Origin of the sequence: Cryobacterium sp. TMT2-15-1, from assembly GCF_004402345.1 — a bacterium.
Classification (GTDB): Bacteria; Actinomycetota; Actinomycetes; order Actinomycetales; family Microbacteriaceae; genus Cryobacterium; species Cryobacterium sandaracinum.
Genome location: NZ_SOGD01000007.1, coordinates 40,454 through 61,358 on the forward strand (window position 1 = coordinate 40,454; position 20,905 = coordinate 61,358).

The window sequence follows — 20,905 nt, forward strand, 5'->3', positions numbered from 1 at the left end:
CGCTGTTTCGGCGCATATTCTCTGTTGATGGTCGGGAGACCACGGGGTGGTGGATCTCTTGGAATCGAATCACTGGATCAGTGACCAATCAGATTGCGAAGGCATGATCGGTCGGTTTGACCGGTGCAGGCAGTTGCGTCTCGCCTTCGAGGAATTTGTCGACGGCTGCCGCAGCAGCCCGACCTTCGGCGATCGCCCAGACGATGAGCGACTGGCCACGGCCGGCATCACCAGCAACGAACACGCCTTCATGGCTGGTCTGGTAATTAACGTCACGCTCGACATTACTCCGCCCATCGACCGGCACGTGCAGCTGGTCCGTCAGCTCGCGCGATTCAGGTCCGGTGAAGCCCATGGCCAGGAGAACCAGATCCGCAGGGATCTCGCGCTCCGTTCCGGCCTTGGGCACCCGGCGTCCGCCCCGGAATTCGGTCTCGGCCACGCGGATGGCGCGCACCTCGCCCACCTCGTTGGCCAGGAACTCCACCGTCGACACCAGGTACTCGCGGTTGCCGCCCTCTTCGTGGGCGCTCGACACCTCGAACAGCGTCGGAGACAGCGGCCACGGCTGGTGTTCCGCCCGTTCCGTGCCCGGTTGGCGGCCGATGGCGAGATTCGTGACGGATGCCGCGGCCTGGCGGTGAGCGGTACCGATGCAGTCGGCGCCGGTGTCGCCGCCGCCGAGTACAACCACGTGCTTGCCCTCGGCGGTGATCTGCTGGTCGATCGTGTCGCCGGCGCCGACCCTGTTCTGCTGCACAAGGTATTCCATGGCGAAGTGCACTCCGGGCAGGTCGCGCCCGGGGATCGGCAGGTCGCGGGGTACCAGGGCACCCGTGGCGACCACCACAGCGTCATAGCGGGCCCGGAGGTCATCCCAGGTGATGTCGACGCCGATGGTGACGCCTGCGCGGAAGCGGGTGCCCTCGGCCGTCATCTGGCCGAGTCGGGTCTCGAGGTGCTTCTTCTCCATCTTGAAGTCCGGGATGCCGTAACGCAGAAGCCCACCGATCCGGTCGTCGCGCTCGAAGACCGCCACCGTGTGACCGGCCCGCGTGAGCTGCTGCGCGGCCGCGAGGCCGGCCGGGCCCGAGCCGACGACCGCGACCGTCTTGCCGGTGAGGCGTCCGGGCGGCTGGGGCTGAACCCATCCGTTGGCGAAGGCCTGGTCGATGATGGAGACCTCAACCTGCTTGATCGTGACCGGCGGCTGACTGATTCCGAGAACGCAGGCCGACTCACAGGGTGCCGGGCAGAGACGCCCGGTGAACTCCGGGAAGTTGTTGGTGACATGGAGACGTTCGATGGCCTGACGGCCCTCGTCCCGCCAGGTGAGGTCGTTCCACTCCGGGATGATGTTGCCGAGCGGGCAGCCCTGCTGGCAGAACGGCACACCGCAGTCCATACAGCGGCCGGCTTGGCGTTTCAGTTGCGTCGCGTCGCCCTGCTCGTAGACCTCTTTCCAGTCCATCAGACGAACGGATACGGGACGGCGGGCCGGAAGCTCCCGGTCCGTGGTCTTCAGGAATCCCTTCGGATCAGCCATTGGTTGCCTCCAGAATGCGGTTCCAAACGACGACGCCATCGGGGTCGAGGCCCTCGGTGACGGCGGTCTGCCTGGTTGCCAGGACGGCCGCGTAGTCGCGCGGTAGCACCTTGACGAATGTGGACATGGTGGTCTCGAAATCGGCCAGCAGCCGGGCCGCCAGGGCGGATTCGGTTTGGTCATGATGCTGTTCGAGCAAGTCACGCACGATCTCGCGGTCCGCGCCGCCGAGCGGCAGAAGTGTGAGTTCGCCGGAGTCGAGGGCCTGCCGGTTGACATCCTCGGTACGGAGACCGTAGACGTAGGCGGTTCCGCCAGACATGCCGGCACCCAGGTTGCGCCCCGTTTCGCCCAGGATGACCGCCAGTCCCCCGGTCATGTACTCGAGGGCGTGATCACCGACGCCCTCGACGACGGCGGTGGCGCCGGAGTTGCGCACCAGGAAACGTTCGCCCACGATGCCGCGGATGAACATGCTGCCCTGGGTCGCGCCGTAGCCGATGACGTTACCGGCGATCACGTTCTGCTCGGCCGGGAACAGGCTGCCCCGGTCGGGTCGCACGGTGATCTGCCCACCGGAGAGACCCTTGCCGACGTAGTCGTTGGAGTCACCCTCGAGCCGCAGGATGATGCCGCTCGGCAGGAACGCGCCGAAGGACTGTCCGGCGCTGCCGGTGAGGGTGACGTCGATGGAACCGGACGGCAGCCCGTTCTCGCCGTGACGCACGGTGACCTCGTGACCGAGCATGGTGCCCACGGCCCGCTCGGTGTTGCGGATGGGCAGGGAGATCGAGACCTGCCCACCGTGTTCAAGCACACTGGCGCTCTGCCGGATCAGTTCGTTGTCGAAGTGGAGCTCGAGCTCGTGCTCCTGAGGGCGACCGGACTGCCGGGGCTCCCCCGCGGAGAAGTCCGGACCGACGAGGACGGGCGACAGATCGAGTCCGGAGGCCTTCCAGTGCGTCAGCGCCCCGTTGACGTCGAGCATCTCCCGGTGGCCGATGGCCTCGTCGAGGCTGCGGAATCCGAGCTCGGCGAGGTACTCGCGCACCTCCTGAGCGATGAACTCAAAGAAGTTGATCACGTGCTCGGCCTTGCCGGTGAAACGTTTGCGCAGCTCGGGATTCTGGGTGGCCACCCCGACGGGGCAGGTGTCCAGGTGGCAGACACGCATCATGACGCAGCCCTCCACGATCAGCGGGGCGGTCGCGAAGCCGAACTCCTCGGCGCCGAGCAACGCTCCGATGATGACGTCACGGCCGGTCTTCAACTGGCCGTCGACCTGCAGCACGACCCGGTCGCGCATCCCGTTGAGCATCAGGGTCTGCTGCGTTTCGGCCAGGCCGAGTTCCCAGGGAGTCCCCGCGTGCTTGAGGGAGTTGAGCGGGCTCGCGCCGGTTCCGCCGTCGTGACCGGAGATGAGAATGACGTCGGACAGTGCCTTGGCCACTCCGGCGGCGACCGCACCGATACCGGACTGGCTGACCAGCTTGGTGTGGATGCGCGCGGTCGGATTCGCCCGCTTCAGGTCGAAGATCAACTGTTTGAGGTCTTCGATCGAGTAGATATCGTGGTGCGGGGGCGGCGAGATCAGGCCGACGCCGGCGGTCGCGTGCCGGGTGCGGGCGATCCACGGGTAGACCTTCGTGGGCGGCAGCTGGCCGCCCTCGCCGGGCTTGGCTCCCTGCGCCAGCTTGATCTGGATGTCGTCGGCGTGGGACAAGTACATGCTGGTCACACCGAACCGGCCGGAAGCCACCTGCTTGACGGCGCTGCGTCGCTCCGGGTCGAGCAGACGGTCAAGGTCTTCTCCACCCTCACCGGTGTTCGACTTGCCGCCGAGGCGGTTCATTGCGATGGCGAGGGTCTCGTGCGCCTCGGCGGAGATCGAGCCGTAGCTCATCGCCCCCGTCGCGAAGCGCTTCACGATCGAGGAGATCGGTTCCACCTCGTCCAGCGGTACGGGGTGGCGCTTGCCGGTGGTGAAGGTGAACATGCCGCGCAGCGTCATCAGGCTCGACGCCTGGTCGTCGACGAGTTTCGTGTACTCGCGGAAGATGTCGTAGCTGCGCGTGCGGGTGGAGTGCTGGAGCCGGAAAATGGTGTCCGGGTTGAACAGGTGCGGAGACCCGTCGCGGCGCCACTGGTACTCACCTCCGGTCGCGAGGCGTTCGTGCGCGGTGACGGCGGCATCCTCGGGGTAGGCGGCCCGGTGCCGGGCCTCATTCTCGGCCGCAACCACCTCGATGCCGATGCCGCCGAGCTTGCTCGTGGTGCCGGTGAAGTACTGGTCGATGAATTCCTGGCTCAGTCCCACGGCCTCGAAGGTCTGCGCACCGGCGTAGGAGGAGACGGTCGAGATCCCCATCTTGGACATGATCTTGAGCACGCCCTTGCCGAGGGCCTTGATCACGTTGCGCACGGCCTGTTCGGGCGTGCCGGTCGTGATGTAGCCGCTGCGCACCAAATCCTCGCACGTTTCCATCGCAAGGTACGGGTTCACGGCGGATGCGCCGTAGCCGATCAGGAGGGCGACGTGGTGCACCTCGCGCACATCGCCGGTCTCGACCACGATGCCGACCTTCATGCGGTTCTCGGTGCGGATCAGGTGGTGGTGAACCGCGGCAATCATCAGCAGCGACGGGATCGGTGCCAGGTCCTTGTTGGAATCCCGGTCGGAGAGAACGAGGAACATCGCGCCGTCGTCGATGGCGGCGTCGGCCTCGGCGCACATCTCCTTGATGCGGGCCTCGAGGGCGTCCGGCCCGTCTTCGAACCGGTAGAGCCCGCGAATGGTCCTGGTGGTGCGGCTGCCCGGCGCGGTGTCGATGTGCTGGATCTTCGCCAACTCGTCGTTGTCGATCACGGGGAAGTCGAGCACGACCTGCCGGGCGTGCTCGGGGCCCACCGAGAGGAGGTTGCGTTCCGGACCGAGCCCGAGTTTGAGGGAAGTGACAACTTCCTCGCGGATCGAGTCGAGCGGTGGGTTGGTCACCTGGGCGAACTGCTGCGTGAAGTAGTCGAAGAGCAGCCGGGGTCGGTCGCTGAGCACGGCGATAGGGGTGTCGGAGCCCATCGCGCCGAGCGGTTCCCCGCCGAGGCGAGCCATCGGCGCGAGCAGGATGCGCACCTCCTCCTCGGTGTAGCCGAAGGTGCGCTGGCGGCGCACGACGGATGCCGGCGGGTGCACGATGTGCTCCCGCTCGGGCAGATCCTTGAGGTTGATGCGCCCGGCGTCCAGCCAGGTTCCCCACGGCTCGCTCGCCGCGAGGTCGGCCTTGATCTCGTCGTCTTCGATCAGGCGTCCGGCGACCGTGTCGACCAGAAACATCTTGCCGGGACGCAGGCGGCCCTTGCGCACCACCCGGTTGGGGTCGATGTCGAGCACTCCGATCTCGCTGGCGAGCACGACGAGGCCGTCGTCGGTGATGAGGTAGCGGCCGGGGCGCAGCCCGTTGCGGTCGAGGGTGGCGCCGACGAGGGATCCGTCGGTGAACACGATTGCGGCCGGGCCGTCCCACGGCTCCATCAGCATTGAATGGTACTCGTAGAACGCGCGGCGTTCGGCGTCGAGGTCGGTCTGGTTTTCCCAGGCCTCCGGCACCATCATCATGACGGCGTGCGGGAGCGAACGCCCCGACAGGCTGAGCAGCTCAACGACCTCATCGAACGAGGCCGAATCGCTGCCACCGGGGGTGACGATCGGGAGCAGCGGCGCCAGATCGCCGAGCAGGTCGGATTCGAGCTGGGACTGGCGCGCCTGCATCCAGTTGCGGTTGCCCTGAACCGTGTTGATCTCGCCGTTGTGCGCGATCATGCGGAACGGCTGCGCGAGCGGCCAGGACGGGAACGTGTTGGTGGAGTAGCGGGAGTGCACAAGGGCGAGCTTGGAGACGAAGCGCGGATCGGACAGGTCCGGGTAGAACGGCTCCAGCTGAAGCGTCGTGACCATTCCCTTGTAGACCACGGTGCGACAGGACAGTGAGGCGAAGTAGATCTCCAGCTCGCGTTCGGCGCGCTTCCGCAGCCTGACGGCCTGGCGGTCCAGCGCGATGTCGCCGAGCGTGTCGCCGGCCTCAGTCGTGCGGACGCTCTGCACGAACAGTTGTTGGATGGCGGGCATGGCTGCGCGCGCCAGGGTGCCGACCTCGTCGGGGCGCACGGGAACTTCGCGCCAGCCGAGGATCACCAGTCCCTCTTCGAGGGCGATCCGGTTGATTTGGCGCTTGATGCCGCTGCGCTTGGTGGGATCGACCGGCAGGAACACATTGCCGACGGCGTAGCGCCCCGCCGCGGGCAGGGCGAAATCGGCGACCGCCCGCAGGAACTCGTCGGGAACCTGAGTGATGATGCCCGCGCCGTCTCCGGTTCCGGCATCCGATCCGACCGCACCGCGGTGCTCGAGGTTGCGGAGCGCGTCGAGGGCGAGGGTGATGATGTCGTGCCCGGCGGTGCCCCGAAGCGTGGCGACCATGGCGAGGCCGCAGGCATCGCGCTCATCGGCCGGGTTGTACAGGCCCTGCGGCTTCGGCACTGCGCTGAAGCGCGAGAAGAGGGGTGTTTGCGGCATTGGACCGTCCTCACGAAAGTAACTGGCGAGTGGGGACGACGCTGGCCCGCTCAGGTAGACATGTGCGCGGCGGCCCGTCATACCGGGTCACAAGCCGTGGAACAGGTTGATGTCAACCTGAGCCTAGAGGCGCGAGTTGCTGGTGCTTGTGGCTGCAACGTCGACTGATCCGGCGGGACCGACGGCCTCATCACCGTGATCCTCGGGGTCCGAATCAAACTCATCAGATTCTACCTCAGCGTCGGGCCCCTTCCACTCGCGGCCGGGAACGTACACGCTCGCGGGCAGGCCCGTGTGGCGCTTGCTCTGCACGACGATCAGGATGATGCCCAGCAGGATGGCGGCGAAGGCGGCCCACACATTGGTGCGGAGGCCGAAGAACATCTCGCTCGGGTCGACCCGGATCGACTCGAAGAAGCTGCGGCCGAGGCCATACCAGATCAGGTAGACGCCGAAGGCCTTGCCCCAGCGGAGCGCAACCTTGCGTTCGATCGCGAGGATCAGGACGACGCCGACCACGTTCCAGATCATCTCGTAGAGGAAGGTGGGGTGAAACAGTGTTTCGGGGGGAAGTCCGATCGGGAGGGCCGGGTTCGCCGCGGAAACCTCGAGGCCCCAGGGCAGGTCGGTCGGCAGACCGAAGAGCTCCTCGTTGAACCAGTTGCCGAGACGGCCCATGGCCTGCGCCACCAGCATTCCCGGTGCCAGGGCGTCCGCGAAGGCCCAGAACCGGATGCCCGAGATGCGGCAGCCGATGTACGCGCCGACGGCCCCGCCCAGAAGTGCTCCGAAGATGGCGTTGCCGCCGTTCCAAATGGCGAACACCTCGAGAGGGTTGGCACCCTCGAAGAAGTAGTCGGACGGGTGAGTGAACACATGGTAGAAGCGCGCGCCGACGATGCCGAGCGGAACGGCCCACAGGATGATGTCCAGCACCACGCCCGGCTCGCCTCCGCGCGCAGACAGTCGGCGGCTCGTCATGACGGTGGCGGCGATGATCCCTGCCAGAATGCAGAGGGCGTAGGCGTGGATGGTGAACGGGCCGAGGGTGAAGGAGCTCCATTCGGGGCTCGGGCTCGGGATGCTCAGAAGAAAAGACACCTGGGGACTACCTTTCATCGTGGCGCCGGGGAGGCCCCGTGACCGCCTCGGACAACTTACCTTAGCTTTTGGGTGCTGCGATGGCGGGTATCAGACGGCGGGGCGCAGATCCCGGGCACCGGCCGCGAGGTCACGGGTGAGGGCGGCCAGGGCCGGCACTCCCCCGTCGGACAGTGCCTTGACCAGGGCGGAACCGACGATGGCACCATCGGCGTAGGCGAGGATCTCCCGCACCTGCTCCGGGGTGGAGATGCCGAGTCCGACGCACGCGCTGGTGGACCCGACGGCGCGGAGGCGGTCGATGAGCACCCGCGCGGCGGAGTCCACGTCGGCGCGGGCGCCGGTGATTCCCATGGTGGAGACCGCGTAGACGAAACCGCGGCTGGCGTCCACTGCCTGACGCAGCCGGGCGTCGGACGACGACGGGGCGGCGAGGAAGACACGGTCGAGTCCGGTTCGCGTGCTGGCTCCCACCCAGGCGGCCGCGTCGTCGGGGATGAGGTCGGGCGTGATCAGACCGGCGCCTCCCGCCGCGAGCAGGTCGTCGGCGAACCGGTCCACGCCGTACTGCATGATCGGGTTCCAGTAGGTCATGACCAGAACGGGCAAGTTCACCTGGGCGGTGATCGCCGCGACGGCCTCGATCCCGTGCCGCAGCCGGAAGCCGTTGGCCAGAGCCTGCTGGGTGGCCGCCTGGATCACTGGCCCGTCCATGACGGGATCGGTGTACGGCAGGCCCAGCTCGATGACGTCGACACCGTTCTGCGCGAGTGCCACGGCCGCGTCGATGCTCTCGGTCAGGGTGGGGAACCCGACGGGCAGGTAGCCGATCAGAGCCCCGCCGCCCTCGGAGCGGCGCCGGGCGATTGTCGCCTCGACCGTGCTCGTCGTTCCGGTCCTGGGGCCCGTACCTGTTTCCGTGCTCATGACTGTTCCGCACCCTTGTCGAGCAGGTCGAAGTACCGACCCGCGGTTTCCATGTCCTTGTCGCCGCGTCCGCTGAGGTTTACCAGGATGGTGGCGTCGCGTCCGAGCTTCTTGCCGAGGTCCAAGGTGCCGGCGAGGGCGTGCGCCGACTCGATGGCGGGGATGATGCCCTCCGTGCGACTGAGCAGCCGGAGGGCGCTCATCGCCTCGTCATCGGTGACCGGCAGGTAGGTGGCCCGGCCGATACTGGCGAGCCACGCATGTTCCGGGCCCACCCCCGGGTAGTCCAGACCCGCAGAGATGGAGTGCGACTCCACGGTCTGACCGTCTTCGTCCTGCAGCAGGAAGCTGCGGGCGCCGTGCAGGATGCCGGGGCGCCCCTTGGTGATCGTCGCCGCATGGCGCAGGGTCTCCGCGCCGTCACCGCCGGCCTCGTAGCCGACCAGAGCCACCTCCGGGTCGTCGAGGAACGCGTGGAAGATACCCATGGCGTTCGAACCACCGCCGACGCAGGCGGTGACCGCGTCGGGGAGGCGGCCGGTGAGGTCCAGAACCTGCTGGCGGGCCTCCTCGCCGATTATTTTCTGGAAGTCGCGCACCATGGCCGGAAACGGATGCGGCCCGGCGACGGTACCGAAGATGTAGTTGGTGGTCTCGACGTTGGTGACCCAGTCACGCATGGCGTCGTTGATGGCGTCTTTCAGGGTGCGGGAGCCGGTCTTGACCGGCACGACCTCGGCGCCGAGCAGTCGCATCCGGGCCACGTTCAGGGCCTGGCGCTCCGTGTCGACCTCGCCCATGTAGACGACGCAGTCGAGCCCGAACAGGGCGGCCGCCGTCGCGGCCGCCACGCCGTGCTGCCCGGCGCCCGTCTCGGCGATGACGCGAGACTTGCCGATGCGCTTGGTGAGAAGTGCCTGGCCGAGCACATTGTTGATTTTGTGCGAGCCGGTGTGGTTGAGGTCTTCCCGCTTGAGGATGATGCGGGCACCGCCGGCGTGCGCGGCGAACCGGGGCACCTCGGTAATGATGGACGGGCGCCCGGTGTAACTCCGGTGCAATTCCATCAACTCGGCCGCGAAGGCGGGGTCCTGCCGTGCCAGCGCGTACTCGTCGGTCAGCTCGTCGAGGGCAGCAACGAGGGACTCCGGCACGAACCTCCCGCCGAAGTCGCCGAAGTACGGGCCTGCTTCTGTTCTGAGGGACGTTGACATTTAAACCGCCAGGAATTCGGAGAGGGTTCGGATGGGATCGCTTGTGACGAGGGCCTCGCCGACGAGCACGATGTCGGCGCCGGCGGCGCGGTAGTGCGCCACGTCGGCGGCGGTCTTGACCGCCGACTCGGCGACGCGGACGACACCCGAGGGGATCCGGTCCGCGAGCCGGCCGAACAGGTCCTGATCGAGTTGAAACGTGGACAGGTCGCGGGCGTTCACCCCGACGAGGCTTGCGCCGATGGCCAGGGCACGGTCGACCTCCTCGGCGCTGTGGGTCTCGACCAGCGCGGTCATGCCGAGCTGGCGCACGAGGTCGTGCAGGGAGACCAGGGTGGTCTGGTCAAGTGCGGCGACGATGAGCAGAACCATGTCGGCACCTGCCGCCCTGGCCTCGAAGACCTGGTACGGCAGACCGATAAAGTCTTTACGCAGCACCGGGATGCGCACGGCGGATCGAACCTGCTCGAGGTCTGACAGGGAGCCGAGGAACTTGCGGCCTTCGGTGAGCACGCTGATCGCGCTGGCGCCGCCGAACTCGTAGGAGACGGCGAGGGCGGCAGGGTCCGAGATCTCGGCCAGGGTGCCCCGAGACGGGCTGGCGCGCTTGACCTCCGCGATGATCTTGACCTGATCCGCGGGTGCGAGCACCGCCAGGGCATCGATCGCCGGAGTTTGATCGAGAGCGGTTGCCTCGACGATGGAGAACGGACGGGCGGCCCGACGAAGTTCAGCGTCAGCGACGGCCCCGGCTAGAAGATCAGACAGCACTCGACTAGTGGTCCAGGTGAGCCGTATCGGCTACGCCGTAGCCGATTTTGGCGAGGATCCAGCCGACCAGCAGGCCAACCACCAGCAGGCCGACGGATGCCCAGACGAGCCATGGGATCACCAGAAAGAAGGCGACGGTGCCGATCGCGACGGCGAGAAGCATGATGGTGACGGCGGTCCAGGCCGCGATCGAATGGCCTTCACCTGGGTCTACCGATTCGAAGCTCATGGTTCTCCTTTTGTGCGTTGACGGACTAGCCAAGTCTAGCGGCCCCACGGTTCCCCGGCCTCCCCAGCGCACCAGGTGCAACCGGGAATCTGGTCTCGATTCAGTGCGGGGTGGTGGGGTCTTCGCCGCGGCTCAGCCCGTCCCAGTCGTCGACGGCGTCACGTTCGGGTGCGGAAACGTCCGCGGCGTCGGGACCGTCGGCATCCGTCGCCTCGGCCGACTCGGCCGCTTCGAATCGCACGGCCTGGTAGCGGGACGTCGGTCCGGGCCAACGCCTGGAGGTGACGAGCACCCCGACCCCGGCGCCGCCCATGACCACGCCGGCGAACAGCGCGATGAACGGCCATGGCGTCACGGCCGCCGAGGCGACGGCGTCGACGACCGAGCCTGCGCCAGAGATCCCGGTGGCATCGGTGACCGCGCCGGCACTGGCTGCCGCCGGATCGGTGACGGCCAAAAAAGCCGAGAGGCATACGGAGAAGCCGAGCAGAACCTCCAGCAGGCCGAGGACCACCCGGATGACGGGACCGGCGATGCTCAGGGCACCGGCGAGGGCCAGTCCGGCGAGGGCGAGGGCTGTCACCCCGGGGGCGGCCGTGGAGCCGGCCACCTCGAGTCTGTGCACGGCCGAGCCGGACTGCCCCACGATGACGTTCACCCAGACCTGGATCCAGGCCAGCAGGGCCAGACCGCTGGCCGCCAGCACCACGAGGATGTGCCCGAGCTTGAGGCGCCGTGCGGATGCCACCTAGCGCACCCGTTTCATGGCGTTCGCGACCGCGACCGCGCGGAGGGGCGCCGCGGCCTTGTTCTGTGACTCCAGGTATTCCGACGCCGGGTCGGAGTCCGCGACGAGGCCGCCGCCTGCTTGCACGCGGGCGACGCCATTCATAATCGTGGCGGTCCGGATGGCGATGGCCAGGTCCGCGTCCCCGGCGAACCCGAAGTAGCCGACCACTCCCCCGTACACGCCGCGCTGCGCGGGCTCGAGCGCGTCGATTATCTCGAGGGCGCGCGGTTTCGGGGCCCCGGAGAGAGTGCCGGCCGGGAACGTGGCGCGGAAGACGTCGATAGCGGACCGGCCCGGCAGCAGGTTCCCCTCCACCGACGAGACGAGGTGCATGATGTGGCTGAACCGCTCGATGCGCATGAACTCGGTCACCTCGACCGAGCCGGGTGCACACACCTTGAGCAGGTCGTTGCGGGCCAGGTCCACGAGCATCAGATGCTCGGCGCGTTCCTTGGCGTCGCCCGCGAGCTCGGCTTCGAAGTCGGCGTCGGCCTCCGGGGTCGTGCCGCGCGGCTTCGAGCCCGCGATCGGATGCGTGAACACGCGGTCGTTCTGCACCTTCACCAAGGCCTCCGGGGAGGAGCCCACGATCCAGTAGGTCTCCTTCTCCGGCGATTCCAGGCTCAGCAGGTACATGTAGGGCGACGGGTTGAGGCTGCGCAGCACCCGGTAGACGTCGATGGGGTCCGCCGTGCACTCCTGGTCGAACCGCTGGGAGACGACCACCTGGAAAACGTCGCCGTCGACGATGTGCTCCTTGGCGATGTCGACCGCGGCGAGGAAGTCCTCACGCCGGGTGCGGTTCGTCGGGGAGGCGGGCGTGGCGAGGTCGACCTCGGCGAGCCAGGTCTCGGACGGCTCGGCCAGGCGAGCCTGCAGGGCGTCGAGCCGGTCCTGGGCGGCCTCCCAGAGGGCGCCCGGTTCGTCGTGGCCGTCGTTGAGAACGTTGGCGATGAGCTGCACGGTGCCGTATTTGTGGTCAATCACGACGAGGTCGGCCACGAAGCTGAAGGCCTGGCCCGGCACGTCGTAGTCCGCCGGCGGGCGATTCGGCAGGCGCTCGATCTGGCGGATCGCCTCCCAGCCGATGAATCCGACGAGGCCGCCGGTCAGGGGTGGGTGGCCGGGCATGCGCGGGGTTTCCCAGCGTTCGTGGAGGGCCGCGAGAGCCGCCAGCGGGCCTAGGCCGGCGGCGTCGCCGAGGGCGCGCTCGGCCGAGAGGCCGTAGTCGAGCCAGCGGGTCTCGTCGCCCTGCTGGGTCAACACGCCGAACGAGGACACGCCCACGAACGAGAACCGCGACCAAATGCCGCCCTGCTCGGCGGACTCGAGCAGGAAGCTACCGGGCTGGCCGGCAGCGAGCTTGCGGTAGATGCCCACCGGGGTTTCGCCGTCGGCGAAGAGTTCGCGCACCACGGGGAACACCCGGTGGTCGTCGATCTGACGCGCGAACTGCCCGGCGGTGGTCGACGGGGCTGTGCCGGAGCTGTTCGGTGCCATGGTCAGTCCCTCGGTTTTTGGGTGGTTGCCCGGTCTGCTGCCACGTCGGGTGCCGCGGGGCGGGCGCCGGTCACGACCTCGATGCCGCGCCCGTCGAAGCAGGTGCGGGAGCCGGTGTGGCAGGCTGCTCCGATCTGGTCCGCCTGCACCAGGAGGGTGTCCGCGTCACAGTCGAGCGCGGCGGACTTCACATACTGGCCGTGGCCGGAGGTGTCGCCCTTGCGCCAGAATTCCTGGCGACTGCGCGACCAAAACGTCACGCGCCCCTCGGTGAGCGTGCGGCGCAGCGCTTCCCGGTTCATCCAGCCGAGCATGAGCACCTCACCGGTGTCCCACTGCTGGATCACCGCCGGTAACAGGCCGTCGGAGTTGAAGACGGCCCTGGCCAGGGCGTCGTCGAGGGTGGAGAGCACATCGGTCATTTACGGAGCCGTTTCGGGTCGGGTAAGGCACAGCATCATCAGCGCACGGGCATTCCGGCGCGCCTGAGCTCCGCCTTGACGTCGCCGACGGTCAGCTGGCCGCTGTGGAACACGGATGCCGCAAGCACGGCATCCGCCCCCGCGGCGATGGCCGGGGGAAAATCCTCGACCCGGCCGGCGCCGCCGGAGGCGATCACCGGAACGGTACTCAGGGCGCGCATCAGCGTGATGAGTTCGACGTCGAAGCCCGCCTTCGTTCCGTCGGCGTCGATGGAGTTGACGAGCAGCTCGCCGACCCCCAGCCCGATGGCCGTCTGCGCCCAGGCGAGAGCGTCCAGGTCGGTTTCGGTGCGGCCACCGTGGGTAGTGACGACGAAGCCAGACTCGGTGCGCCCGCTGCGCTTCACGTCAAGAGAAAGCACGAGAACCTGGGAGCCGAACCGGTCGGCGATCTCGCCGATCAGGGCGGGCCGCGTGATGGCGGCGCTGTTGACTCCGACCTTGTCGGCACCACTGGCCTGCAGCCGGGACACGTCCTCGACCGTGCGGATGCCGCCGCCCACCGTAAGCGGGATGAAGACCTGCTCTGCGGTGGCGCGCACGACGTCATAGGTGGTGGCACGGTTGTCCACCGTGGCGGTCACATCGAGGAAGGTGAGTTCGTCGGCTCCCTGCTCGTAGTACCGGCGGGCGAGTTCGACCGGATCGCCCGCGTCTCGCAGATTCTGGAAGTTCACTCCCTTGACCACGCGGCCGTCGGCCACGTCGAGGCAGGGTATGACCCGCACCGAAAGACTCACGATTGTGCCTCCATTGTGTGTCGCCGCATCTGGGTACCGCCGGTCAGCCCGTTACAAGCGGGCGTTGTGAATAGAGCTGATCAGGATGGCGCGCGCCCCGAGCTCGTAGAGGGCGTCCATGACGTGGTTCGTGTTCAGGCGCGGGATCATCACACGCACGGCAACCCATTCCGGGTCGTGCAGGGACGATACGGTGGGCGACTCGATGCCGGGCGCCAGCAGGCAGGCGTCGTCGAGGAGCGTCTGCGGGATGTCGTAGTCCATCAGCACGTACTGGCGGGCCACGAGCACGCCCTGCAAGCGGCGCAGGAGGGTCGCGATGCCGGGCTTGTCGTTTTCGGAGCTGATCAGCACGGCTGTGGACTGCAGGATGACCGGGCCGAAGATCTCGAGGCCGGCCTTGCGCAGAGTGGAGCCGGTGGAGACGACGTCGGCGACGGCATCCGCCACGCCGAGCTGGACGGCGGACTCGACCGCGCCGTCGAGGGTGACCAGAGTCACGCTGACGTCGTGCTCGGCGAGGAAGGCCTCGACCAGTCCGGGGTAGCTGGTGGCGACGCGAAGGCCGGATAGGTCGGCCAGGTCGGTGAAGCGGCCTGCGGGGCCGGCGAAGCGGAAGGTGGAGTCGCCGAAGTCGAGGCTGGCGATCTCCTGGGCGGTGGAGCCCGAGTCGAGCAGCAGGTCGCGCCCGGTGATTCCCACGTCGAGGGCTCCGGAGCCCACATAGGTGGCGATGTCGCGGGGACGCAAGTAGAAGAACTCCACGTCGTTGCGGGGGTCGGCCACGACGAGGTCGCGCGGGTCGCGGCGGCCCGTGTAGCCGGCCTCGAACAGCATCTGCGCGGCGGTTTCGGACAAGGAGCCCTTATTGGGCACGGCAATTCTCAGCATTTGGGCACTCTCTGCGTCTTCACGTTCTGGCGAACAGGTCTCACGGGGTCAACCGGGTGGAGTCTCTCTGATGGCGCGTCACAGATGGCGATACAGATCGGCGGGGGTCAGCCCCTTCGCCAGCATCATCACCTGCACGTGGTACAGCAGCTGGCTCATCTCGGCGGCGGTTTCGTCGTCGCTCTGGAACTCGGCGGCCATCCAGACCTCGGCGGCCTCTTCGACGATCTTCTTGCCGATGGCATGTACGCCGGCGTCGAGTTCGCGCACGGTTCCCGAGCCGTCGGGGCGGGTCCGTGCCTTGTCGCTCAGTTCAGCGAACAGGTTGTCAAAAGTCTTCACCTGACTAGGGTACTAGTGCGCATGCTGGTGTTCGGTCGCTGCGGCGCGCAACAGGGCGATCTGCTTCGCCGGGTCCGCAGCGTTGAACACGCTGGAGCCGGCGACGAACGTGTTCGCCCCGGCCTCGGCGGCGATGACGATGGTGTCCTCGGTGATGCCGCCGTCGACCTGCAGCCAGACGTCCAGGCCGGACTTCTTCACGGCCTCCGACAGGGTGCGAAGTTTGCGCATGGTGGAGGGCATGAAGCTCTGCCCCCCGAAGCCGGGTTCAACGGTCATCACGAGCACCTGGTCGAATTCGGGCAGTAGCTCGAGGTAGGGCTCGATGGCCGTGCCGGGCTTGAGCGCGATGCCGGCCCGGGCGCCGATCGAGCGCAGCTTGCGGGCCAGGCCGACCGGGTTGGTCGTGGCCTCCGCGTGGAAGGTGACCGAGAACGCGCCGGCTTCGGCGTAGCCGAGCGCCCAACGCTCCGGATTCTCGATCATCAGGTGCAGGTCGAAGGGCAACGGGGAGACCTGGGCGAGGCGGTCGACGACGGGCGGTCCGAACGTCAGATTCGGTACGAAATGGTTGTCCATGATGTCGACGTGCACCAGGTCGGCGGTGCGGATGCGCCCCAGGTCCCGTTCGAGATTGGCGAAGTCGGCGGCGAGGATGCTGGGGTTAATCCGGGTGACCATGCCTTCACCCTACTGCGGCGAGCCCCGGCGGCTCGAAAGTCCCATGCCGGTCGAGTCCACGGCCCTGGAGCGATGCCGTCCCGAACGAAGGCGACGGAGATTTCGCCGAAATGGGTCTAGACCTTTCACAAAAAGTTGTTTTCAACCAGAATTTCCGTCGACTTCATTCGGGCTGCGACGGAAAGGGACTTGGGTGCCTGGAGCTCGCAAGCCCTGCCGCGGATCGGGTGCGCGTTGTGGCTTACTCAGGAGATCCGGCCGGCTGCAGCGGCATCCGCAGTGGTCCCGGACTGGTGCGCGGCGGCTGGGCAGCCCGGCCGACGGATGTCCTGAGTTGGCCACGCGACGCCGCCCCGCCCGCACAAGTCACGCTGCGCATTCGCGAGTGTCGTGGTCAACTCAGGAGATCCCGCCGGCCGGGTCGGATATCTATCCCGGTTCCGCTCTGATTCGCGGCGGCTGGGCAGCCCGGCCGACGGATGTCCTGAGTTGGCCGCGCGACGCGCGGGCTCGGCCGGGCCATGCCCCCGGAAAAACCCGGGGGAGCCAGAATCTCCGTCAGATCGGGTCGAGGCAGGGGCCCGAATACGCGGGCCCGAAGGCAGGGACCCGAATGCGCAGGGACACGAAAGCGCGGGCCCGGGTCGCGGACTACTCCGTGCGCTCGAGCAGGGTGATGAACATAGCGTCGGTGCCGTGCCGATGCGGCCACAGTTGCACACTGCCCCCGTCGCCGGGCAGGTCGAGCTCGGAGCTGCTCAGCCCCTGCAGCACGGATGCCGTGTCGAGAGTGCGCACATGGCCCTCCCATTTCTTGAGCGCGGTGGCCACGATCCCGCGAGTCTCCGCGATGTGCGGTGAGCAGGTGACGTAGGCCAGCACCCCACCCGGCTTGAGCGCGCCGAGGGCCGCGTGGATCAGCCCGGACTGCAGGTCGGAGAGTTCGGCAACGTCCTTGGGCTGCTTGCGCCAACGGGCCTCCGGGCGCCGACGTAGCGCGCCGAGCCCGGTGCAGGGAGCATCCAGCAGGATCCGGTCGAATTCCTTCGGATGTTCGTCTCCGAACCGGGTGCCGTCCTCCTCCCAGACGGGCACCTCGCCGGGCACGGCGGCCAGCGCCTTACGCACGAGGGTGGCCCGGGCCGGGACGAGCTCGTTGGCGACGAGGCTGGCCCCGCCGGCCAGCGCCTCGGCGGCAAGCAGGGAGGCCTTGCCGCCGGGGCCCGCGCACAGGTCGAGCCAACGCTCCCCCGGCGCGACCGGGCGGGCGCGACTGAGCGTGAGGGCCGCCAACTGGGATCCCTCGTCCTGCACGCGGAGGCGTCCGCCGCTGTCCTGCATCAGGTGCACGGGGTCGCCGCCGGCCAGCACAAAACCGATGGGCGAGAAGTCGTTGGCAACGCCGAGACCGTCGGTGTCTTCGGTGTTGCTGAGTCCGGGCAGAATGACCATGTTCACCTTGGGCGCGGCATTGTCGGCCGAAAGCAGCTCCTCGAGCTCGGCCTCACGGCCCTCGAGGCGCAGCGACTGCCGGAACGCCCGCACCACCCAGACCGGGTGTGAGTGCTCCGCGGCAAGGCGGTCATCATCACTGGTGGCTTCGGTGAGCACGCGTTCGCGCCACTCGTCGGCGCTGGAGCGGGAGATGGTGCGCAGCACACCGTTGGTGAAGCCGGTGGCGGCGCGGGAGCCCACCTGACGGGCGAGTTCGACGGACTCGTTCACGGCGGCGTGGGTGGCCACCCGGGTGGCGAGCAACTGGTGCGCACCGAGACGCAGCACGTCCAGGATGGCCGGGTCGATCGCGGTGACGGGCCGACCGGCCGCGTCGGCGATCACCCGGTCATAGAAGCCCTGCATGCGCAGGGTGCCGTAGGTCAGCTCGGTGGCCAATGCGGCATCCGCGGTGCTGAGCGCCGCCCGTTTGATGCGGCTGGGCAGCAGCAGGTTCGCGTAGGCGTCTGATTCCCGCACGGCGGCGATGACCTCGTAGGCCACCCGCCGGGCCGGCTGCACGAAGTCGGTCTGCGGGCGCTCCAGGCCGTGTCCGCCCTGAGCACGGACGTCGTTCTTTCGCCCCTGGCGACGATCGTCGCTCATGAGGCGACCACCTCCGTCCAATTCACTCCGCGCCACCAGTCGATTGCCTTCATCTGCGTCTTTCCGGCCGGTTGCACGGTGACCAGCTCGAGCGGCTCGGTCCCCGTCCCAATCAGCACTTTCTTGTCGATCTCACGGATCAGGCCGGCCGGTTGCGGCTCGGCTCCCTGGGTCAGGGCAACGCCCTGGAGTTTGAGGCGGGCGTCGCCGAGCACCGTGAACGCGCCCGGCTCCGGGGTGACCCCGCGCACCCGGTTGCGCACCGAGACGGCCGGTTCGGACCAGTCGATACGGGCATCGGCGAGAGTCAGTTTGGGGGCCAGGGTGACCGGACCGGACTGCGGGTTCGCCTGCGCGCCGCCGGCTTCAAGGGCGTCGATCACCTGAAGCAGCAGGCGCGCGCCGCTGTCGCTGAGCGCCCGCAACACGCTGCCCGCGGTGTCGTCCTCGACGATCGCCCGCGTCAGTTGCGCGAACACGGCGCCCGCGTCGAGTTCCGGAACCAGCTGGAACACGGCGGCGCCAGTCTGCTCATCGCCGGCCATAAGTGCGTGCTGCACGGGAGCGGCGCCGCGCCAGCGCGGGAGCAGGGAGAAGTGCAGGTTGATCCAACCGAGCCGGGGCACCGACAGCAGCGGTTCGCGCACGAGCCCGCCGTAGGCGACGATGACGCCGAGGTCGGGTCGCAGTGCGGCGATCTCCACGGTCGCGGCCTCGTCGAGGCGATTGGCCTTGATCACGTGCAGCCCGTTCTCGGCGGCGGCCCGCGCGAGCGGCGAGGGGGTGAGCACGCGTTTGCGGCCGAACGGGGCATCCGCCCGGGTGATCACGGCCGCGAGGTCGTGGTGGGACTGAGCCAGGGCGACCAGGCTGGGCACGGCCGCCTGCGGCGTGCCGGCGAAGACGAGTTTCATTTAGAGCAGCTCCGGGTCGTCGAATCGTACTTTGAGTGTAGGCGCGGGGCGGAAGGCCGCCCCCTTCGGGCGCCGGCGGCGGGCGGCATTCCGCACGATCGCGGCCTTGAGCGCACGGGCCACGTCGTCACCGCTGGCATAGGGCAGCCGTACGATCGCACGCACCAGGGGGTCCTCCGTGGTGACCGGGCCGAGTACATCCACGCCGTCCATCCCGGCCAGCTCTGCCAGGGCCACGGCGACGTCGGCGTCGGAGCCGGTGACGGATGCCGCCCGCACCGCGGGCGGGAATCGCAGTTGGCGGCGATCGGCCAGTTCCGACGCGGCGAGCATCTCGGGCTGCCAGGAGTTCAGCGCCCGGGCGACGAGCCCGCCCACGCCGACCAGTACCACAGCGGCCCCCGGGGCCGCCAGTGCCGCGGCGTTGGACCACCAGCGCAGGCAGTCCTCCCCGACCCGCAGGGATTCCCGGGCGAGCATCCGTTCGCCGTCGAGCAGCAGGATGGCCCGGTACCCACCCGTCGGGATGGGTTCCGCGCCGCGGGTGGCGATCACCAGGGCCGGGGCGTCGCCGAGGTGCTGCAGCGGATGGTCGCCGTCGGCGACGATAATGCGCGCGCCGGGGAACGCCCGGCCGAGTTCTTCGGCGGTTCGCCCGGTTCCCAGGGTGACGACCCGCAGGGCGCGCCCTTCGCAGTGCGTGCAGTTCCAGTTGGCGGCCAGCGCCCCGCACCAGCGACACGACGGGGTGGAGCCCTTGGAGGCCAAACCGAGCGGCCCCTGGCAGGTGGTGCAGCGGGCGGCCTTCTTGCAACTCTGGCAGGCGAGCATCGGGGCGTAGCCGGGGCTGGCCACCTGCACCAGCACGGGGCCGTGGGCCAGCGCCTCCTTGGCGGCCCGCCACGCGGCCGTCGGGATGCGCGCGGCGCGGGCCTGCTGGTCGGGCTCGGATTGGAAGTCGGTGGGAATGATCCGCGGATGCCGGTTCTGCGCGGGGTGCACGGCAGTGAGCCAGCCCAGCTCGACCAGGCGCTGCACCTCGACGGTGCGGGTGTGGCCGAGGAAGACGAGGGCACAGCCGGACTGGCCCTGGCGCACGAGCGCGGCATCGCGGGAGTGCGCGTAGGGGCTGAGCGGTTCGCCGTGCAGCGGGTCGCCGTCGTCGAAGAGCGCGATCAGACCGAGGTCGTGGGCCGGCGCGTAGACGGCCGACCGATTGCCGAGCACGATCCGGGGTTCCGGGGCGAGGGCGGCCAGGAAGGCCCGATAGCGTTCCGGGTTGGGCTGGCGTGCATCGACCCGGCTGACCGAGCCGGCCGGGGCCAGCAGGTCGAGGGCGGCCTGAAGCTGGTCCTGGTCGCGGTAGTCCGGCACGACGAGGATGGCGCTTCGCCCGGCGGCCAGGCCGGCCACCGCGAGCTCGGCCAGGGTGAGCGCCCATTTCCCGATGGTCTGCCCGTCCGGCAGCCGTTGCAGCTCGGGCACCGCGGCCACGCAGAGGCGCGCCCCTGTGGCGACGGCCGTGTCGAGGGTACCGGCCGGGTAGTCGGCACAGGCCGGCCCGGCGGGGGTGTCGGGGTCGGCCACAGTGCCAGGCTCGGCCACGGTGGCAGCACCCGCCGTCCCGTCGGCCGGGCCGGACGGATCCGCTGTTCGCGACGCCAGCCAGGCCTTCTCCACCCGCACCTGGCGCGGGGGCACAGCCAGACGGATGATGTCGCTCGCGTTCCCGGAGGCCCGGTCTGCGACCCGACGGGCGAGCTCCCAGACCTCGGGGGTGAGCACCTGGGCGGCGGAGACCACGCTCTCGATCGGGCTGAGCGCACCCCGGAAGTCGGTGCCGGCCTCGAGACCCGGCAGCACCTCCGGGCCTGCGGCCGGTCCGACCGCACCGCGCCCCTCGGCCGCACCCAGCACCTCGATCAGGTATCCGTCGGCGACGCGACCGGCCGAGCGCAGCGGCACCCGCACGCGCACGCCGGGCCGGGCGGTGCCGGCGAGCTCGTCGGGAATGCTGTAATCGAACAGGTGGTCGAGCTGCGGCAGCGGCGAGTCGATGAGCACCCGGGCCACGAGGCCGGAGCGGGTCATCGGCGCCGCGCCTGCC

Annotated in this window: 17 protein-coding genes; all 17 read right to left on the reverse strand. The window is 68.7% G+C overall.

All coding sequences use genetic code 11. From position 1 onward, the window contains the following. Positions 1–88 precede the first annotated feature (88 nt). Positions 89–1,546: a glutamate synthase subunit beta gene (locus tag E3O62_RS01170; protein WP_134397279.1), complete on the reverse strand. Its 1,458-nt coding sequence runs from the start codon at positions 1,544–1,546 to the stop codon at positions 89–91. Next, positions 1,539–6,116: a glutamate synthase large subunit gene (gene gltB, locus E3O62_RS01175; RefSeq protein ID WP_134397280.1), complete on the reverse strand. Its 4,578-nt coding sequence runs from the start codon at positions 6,114–6,116 to the stop codon at positions 1,539–1,541. Before gltB ends, E3O62_RS01170 begins: the two co-directional genes overlap by 8 nt. 123 nt (positions 6,117–6,239) lie before the next feature. Then, positions 6,240–7,235, reverse strand: a complete 996-nt coding sequence (gene lgt, locus E3O62_RS01180; RefSeq protein WP_134396101.1) for a prolipoprotein diacylglyceryl transferase — start codon at positions 7,233–7,235, stop codon at positions 6,240–6,242. Between the two features lie 72 nt (positions 7,236–7,307). Next, positions 7,308–8,144, reverse strand: coding sequence for a tryptophan synthase subunit alpha (trpA, locus tag E3O62_RS01185; RefSeq protein WP_134397281.1), 837 nt, complete (start codon positions 8,142–8,144; stop codon positions 7,308–7,310). After that, positions 8,141–9,358, reverse strand: a complete 1,218-nt coding sequence (gene trpB / locus E3O62_RS01190; protein ID WP_134396103.1) for a tryptophan synthase subunit beta — start codon at positions 9,356–9,358, stop codon at positions 8,141–8,143. The genes trpA and trpB overlap by 4 nt, the downstream gene beginning before the upstream one ends. Then, positions 9,359–10,129, reverse strand: a complete 771-nt coding sequence (trpC, locus tag E3O62_RS01195) for an indole-3-glycerol phosphate synthase TrpC (protein WP_134396104.1) — start codon at positions 10,127–10,129, stop codon at positions 9,359–9,361. Positions 10,130–10,133: 4 nt separating this feature from the next. Beyond that, positions 10,134–10,358 carry a DUF6704 family protein gene (locus tag E3O62_RS01200; RefSeq protein ID WP_134396105.1) on the reverse strand — a complete coding sequence of 75 codons (225 nt, stop codon included), beginning with the start codon at positions 10,356–10,358 and terminating at the stop codon, positions 10,134–10,136. A gap of 100 nt (positions 10,359–10,458) precedes the next feature. Continuing rightward, positions 10,459–11,106, reverse strand: coding sequence for a Trp biosynthesis-associated membrane protein (locus E3O62_RS01205; RefSeq protein ID WP_134397282.1), 648 nt, complete (start codon positions 11,104–11,106; stop codon positions 10,459–10,461). Further along, positions 11,107–12,648 carry an anthranilate synthase component I gene (locus E3O62_RS01210; protein ID WP_134397283.1) on the reverse strand — a complete coding sequence of 514 codons (1,542 nt, stop codon included), beginning with the start codon at positions 12,646–12,648 and terminating at the stop codon, positions 11,107–11,109. Positions 12,649–12,650: 2 nt separating this feature from the next. Beyond that, positions 12,651–13,070 carry a phosphoribosyl-AMP cyclohydrolase gene (gene hisI / locus E3O62_RS01215; RefSeq protein ID WP_134396108.1) on the reverse strand — a complete coding sequence of 140 codons (420 nt, stop codon included), beginning with the start codon at positions 13,068–13,070 and terminating at the stop codon, positions 12,651–12,653. A 38-nt stretch (positions 13,071–13,108) separates the two neighbouring features. Continuing rightward, positions 13,109–13,870: an imidazole glycerol phosphate synthase subunit HisF gene (hisF, locus tag E3O62_RS01220; protein WP_134396109.1), complete on the reverse strand. Its 762-nt coding sequence runs from the start codon at positions 13,868–13,870 to the stop codon at positions 13,109–13,111. Between the two features lie 51 nt (positions 13,871–13,921). After that, a complete protein-coding gene (gene hisG / locus E3O62_RS01225) occupies positions 13,922–14,761 on the reverse strand; it encodes an ATP phosphoribosyltransferase (RefSeq protein WP_134396110.1) in 840 nt (279 codons plus the stop codon). 78 nt (positions 14,762–14,839) lie between these two features. Beyond that, positions 14,840–15,103: a phosphoribosyl-ATP diphosphatase gene (locus E3O62_RS01230; RefSeq protein WP_134396111.1), complete on the reverse strand. Its 264-nt coding sequence runs from the start codon at positions 15,101–15,103 to the stop codon at positions 14,840–14,842. Between the two features lie 12 nt (positions 15,104–15,115). Beyond that, positions 15,116–15,784 (reverse strand): ribulose-phosphate 3-epimerase, encoded by a 669-nt coding sequence (gene rpe, locus E3O62_RS01235; protein ID WP_134342455.1) that lies wholly within the window; start codon positions 15,782–15,784, stop codon positions 15,116–15,118. Positions 15,785–16,435: 651 nt separating this feature from the next. Further along, entirely contained in the window at positions 16,436–17,884 is a 1,449-nt protein-coding gene (locus tag E3O62_RS01240) for an RsmB/NOP family class I SAM-dependent RNA methyltransferase (RefSeq protein WP_134396112.1), read from the reverse strand. Next, on the reverse strand, positions 17,881–18,798 hold the full coding sequence (gene fmt / locus E3O62_RS01245; protein ID WP_134397284.1) for a methionyl-tRNA formyltransferase: 918 nt from the start codon (positions 18,796–18,798) through the stop codon (positions 17,881–17,883). Before fmt ends, E3O62_RS01240 begins: the two co-directional genes overlap by 4 nt. Further along, a complete protein-coding gene (locus tag E3O62_RS01250; protein ID WP_134397285.1) occupies positions 18,799–20,889 on the reverse strand; it encodes a primosomal protein N' in 2,091 nt (696 codons plus the stop codon). It abuts the gene before it with no gap. Between the last annotated feature and the right edge of the window lie 16 nt (positions 20,890–20,905).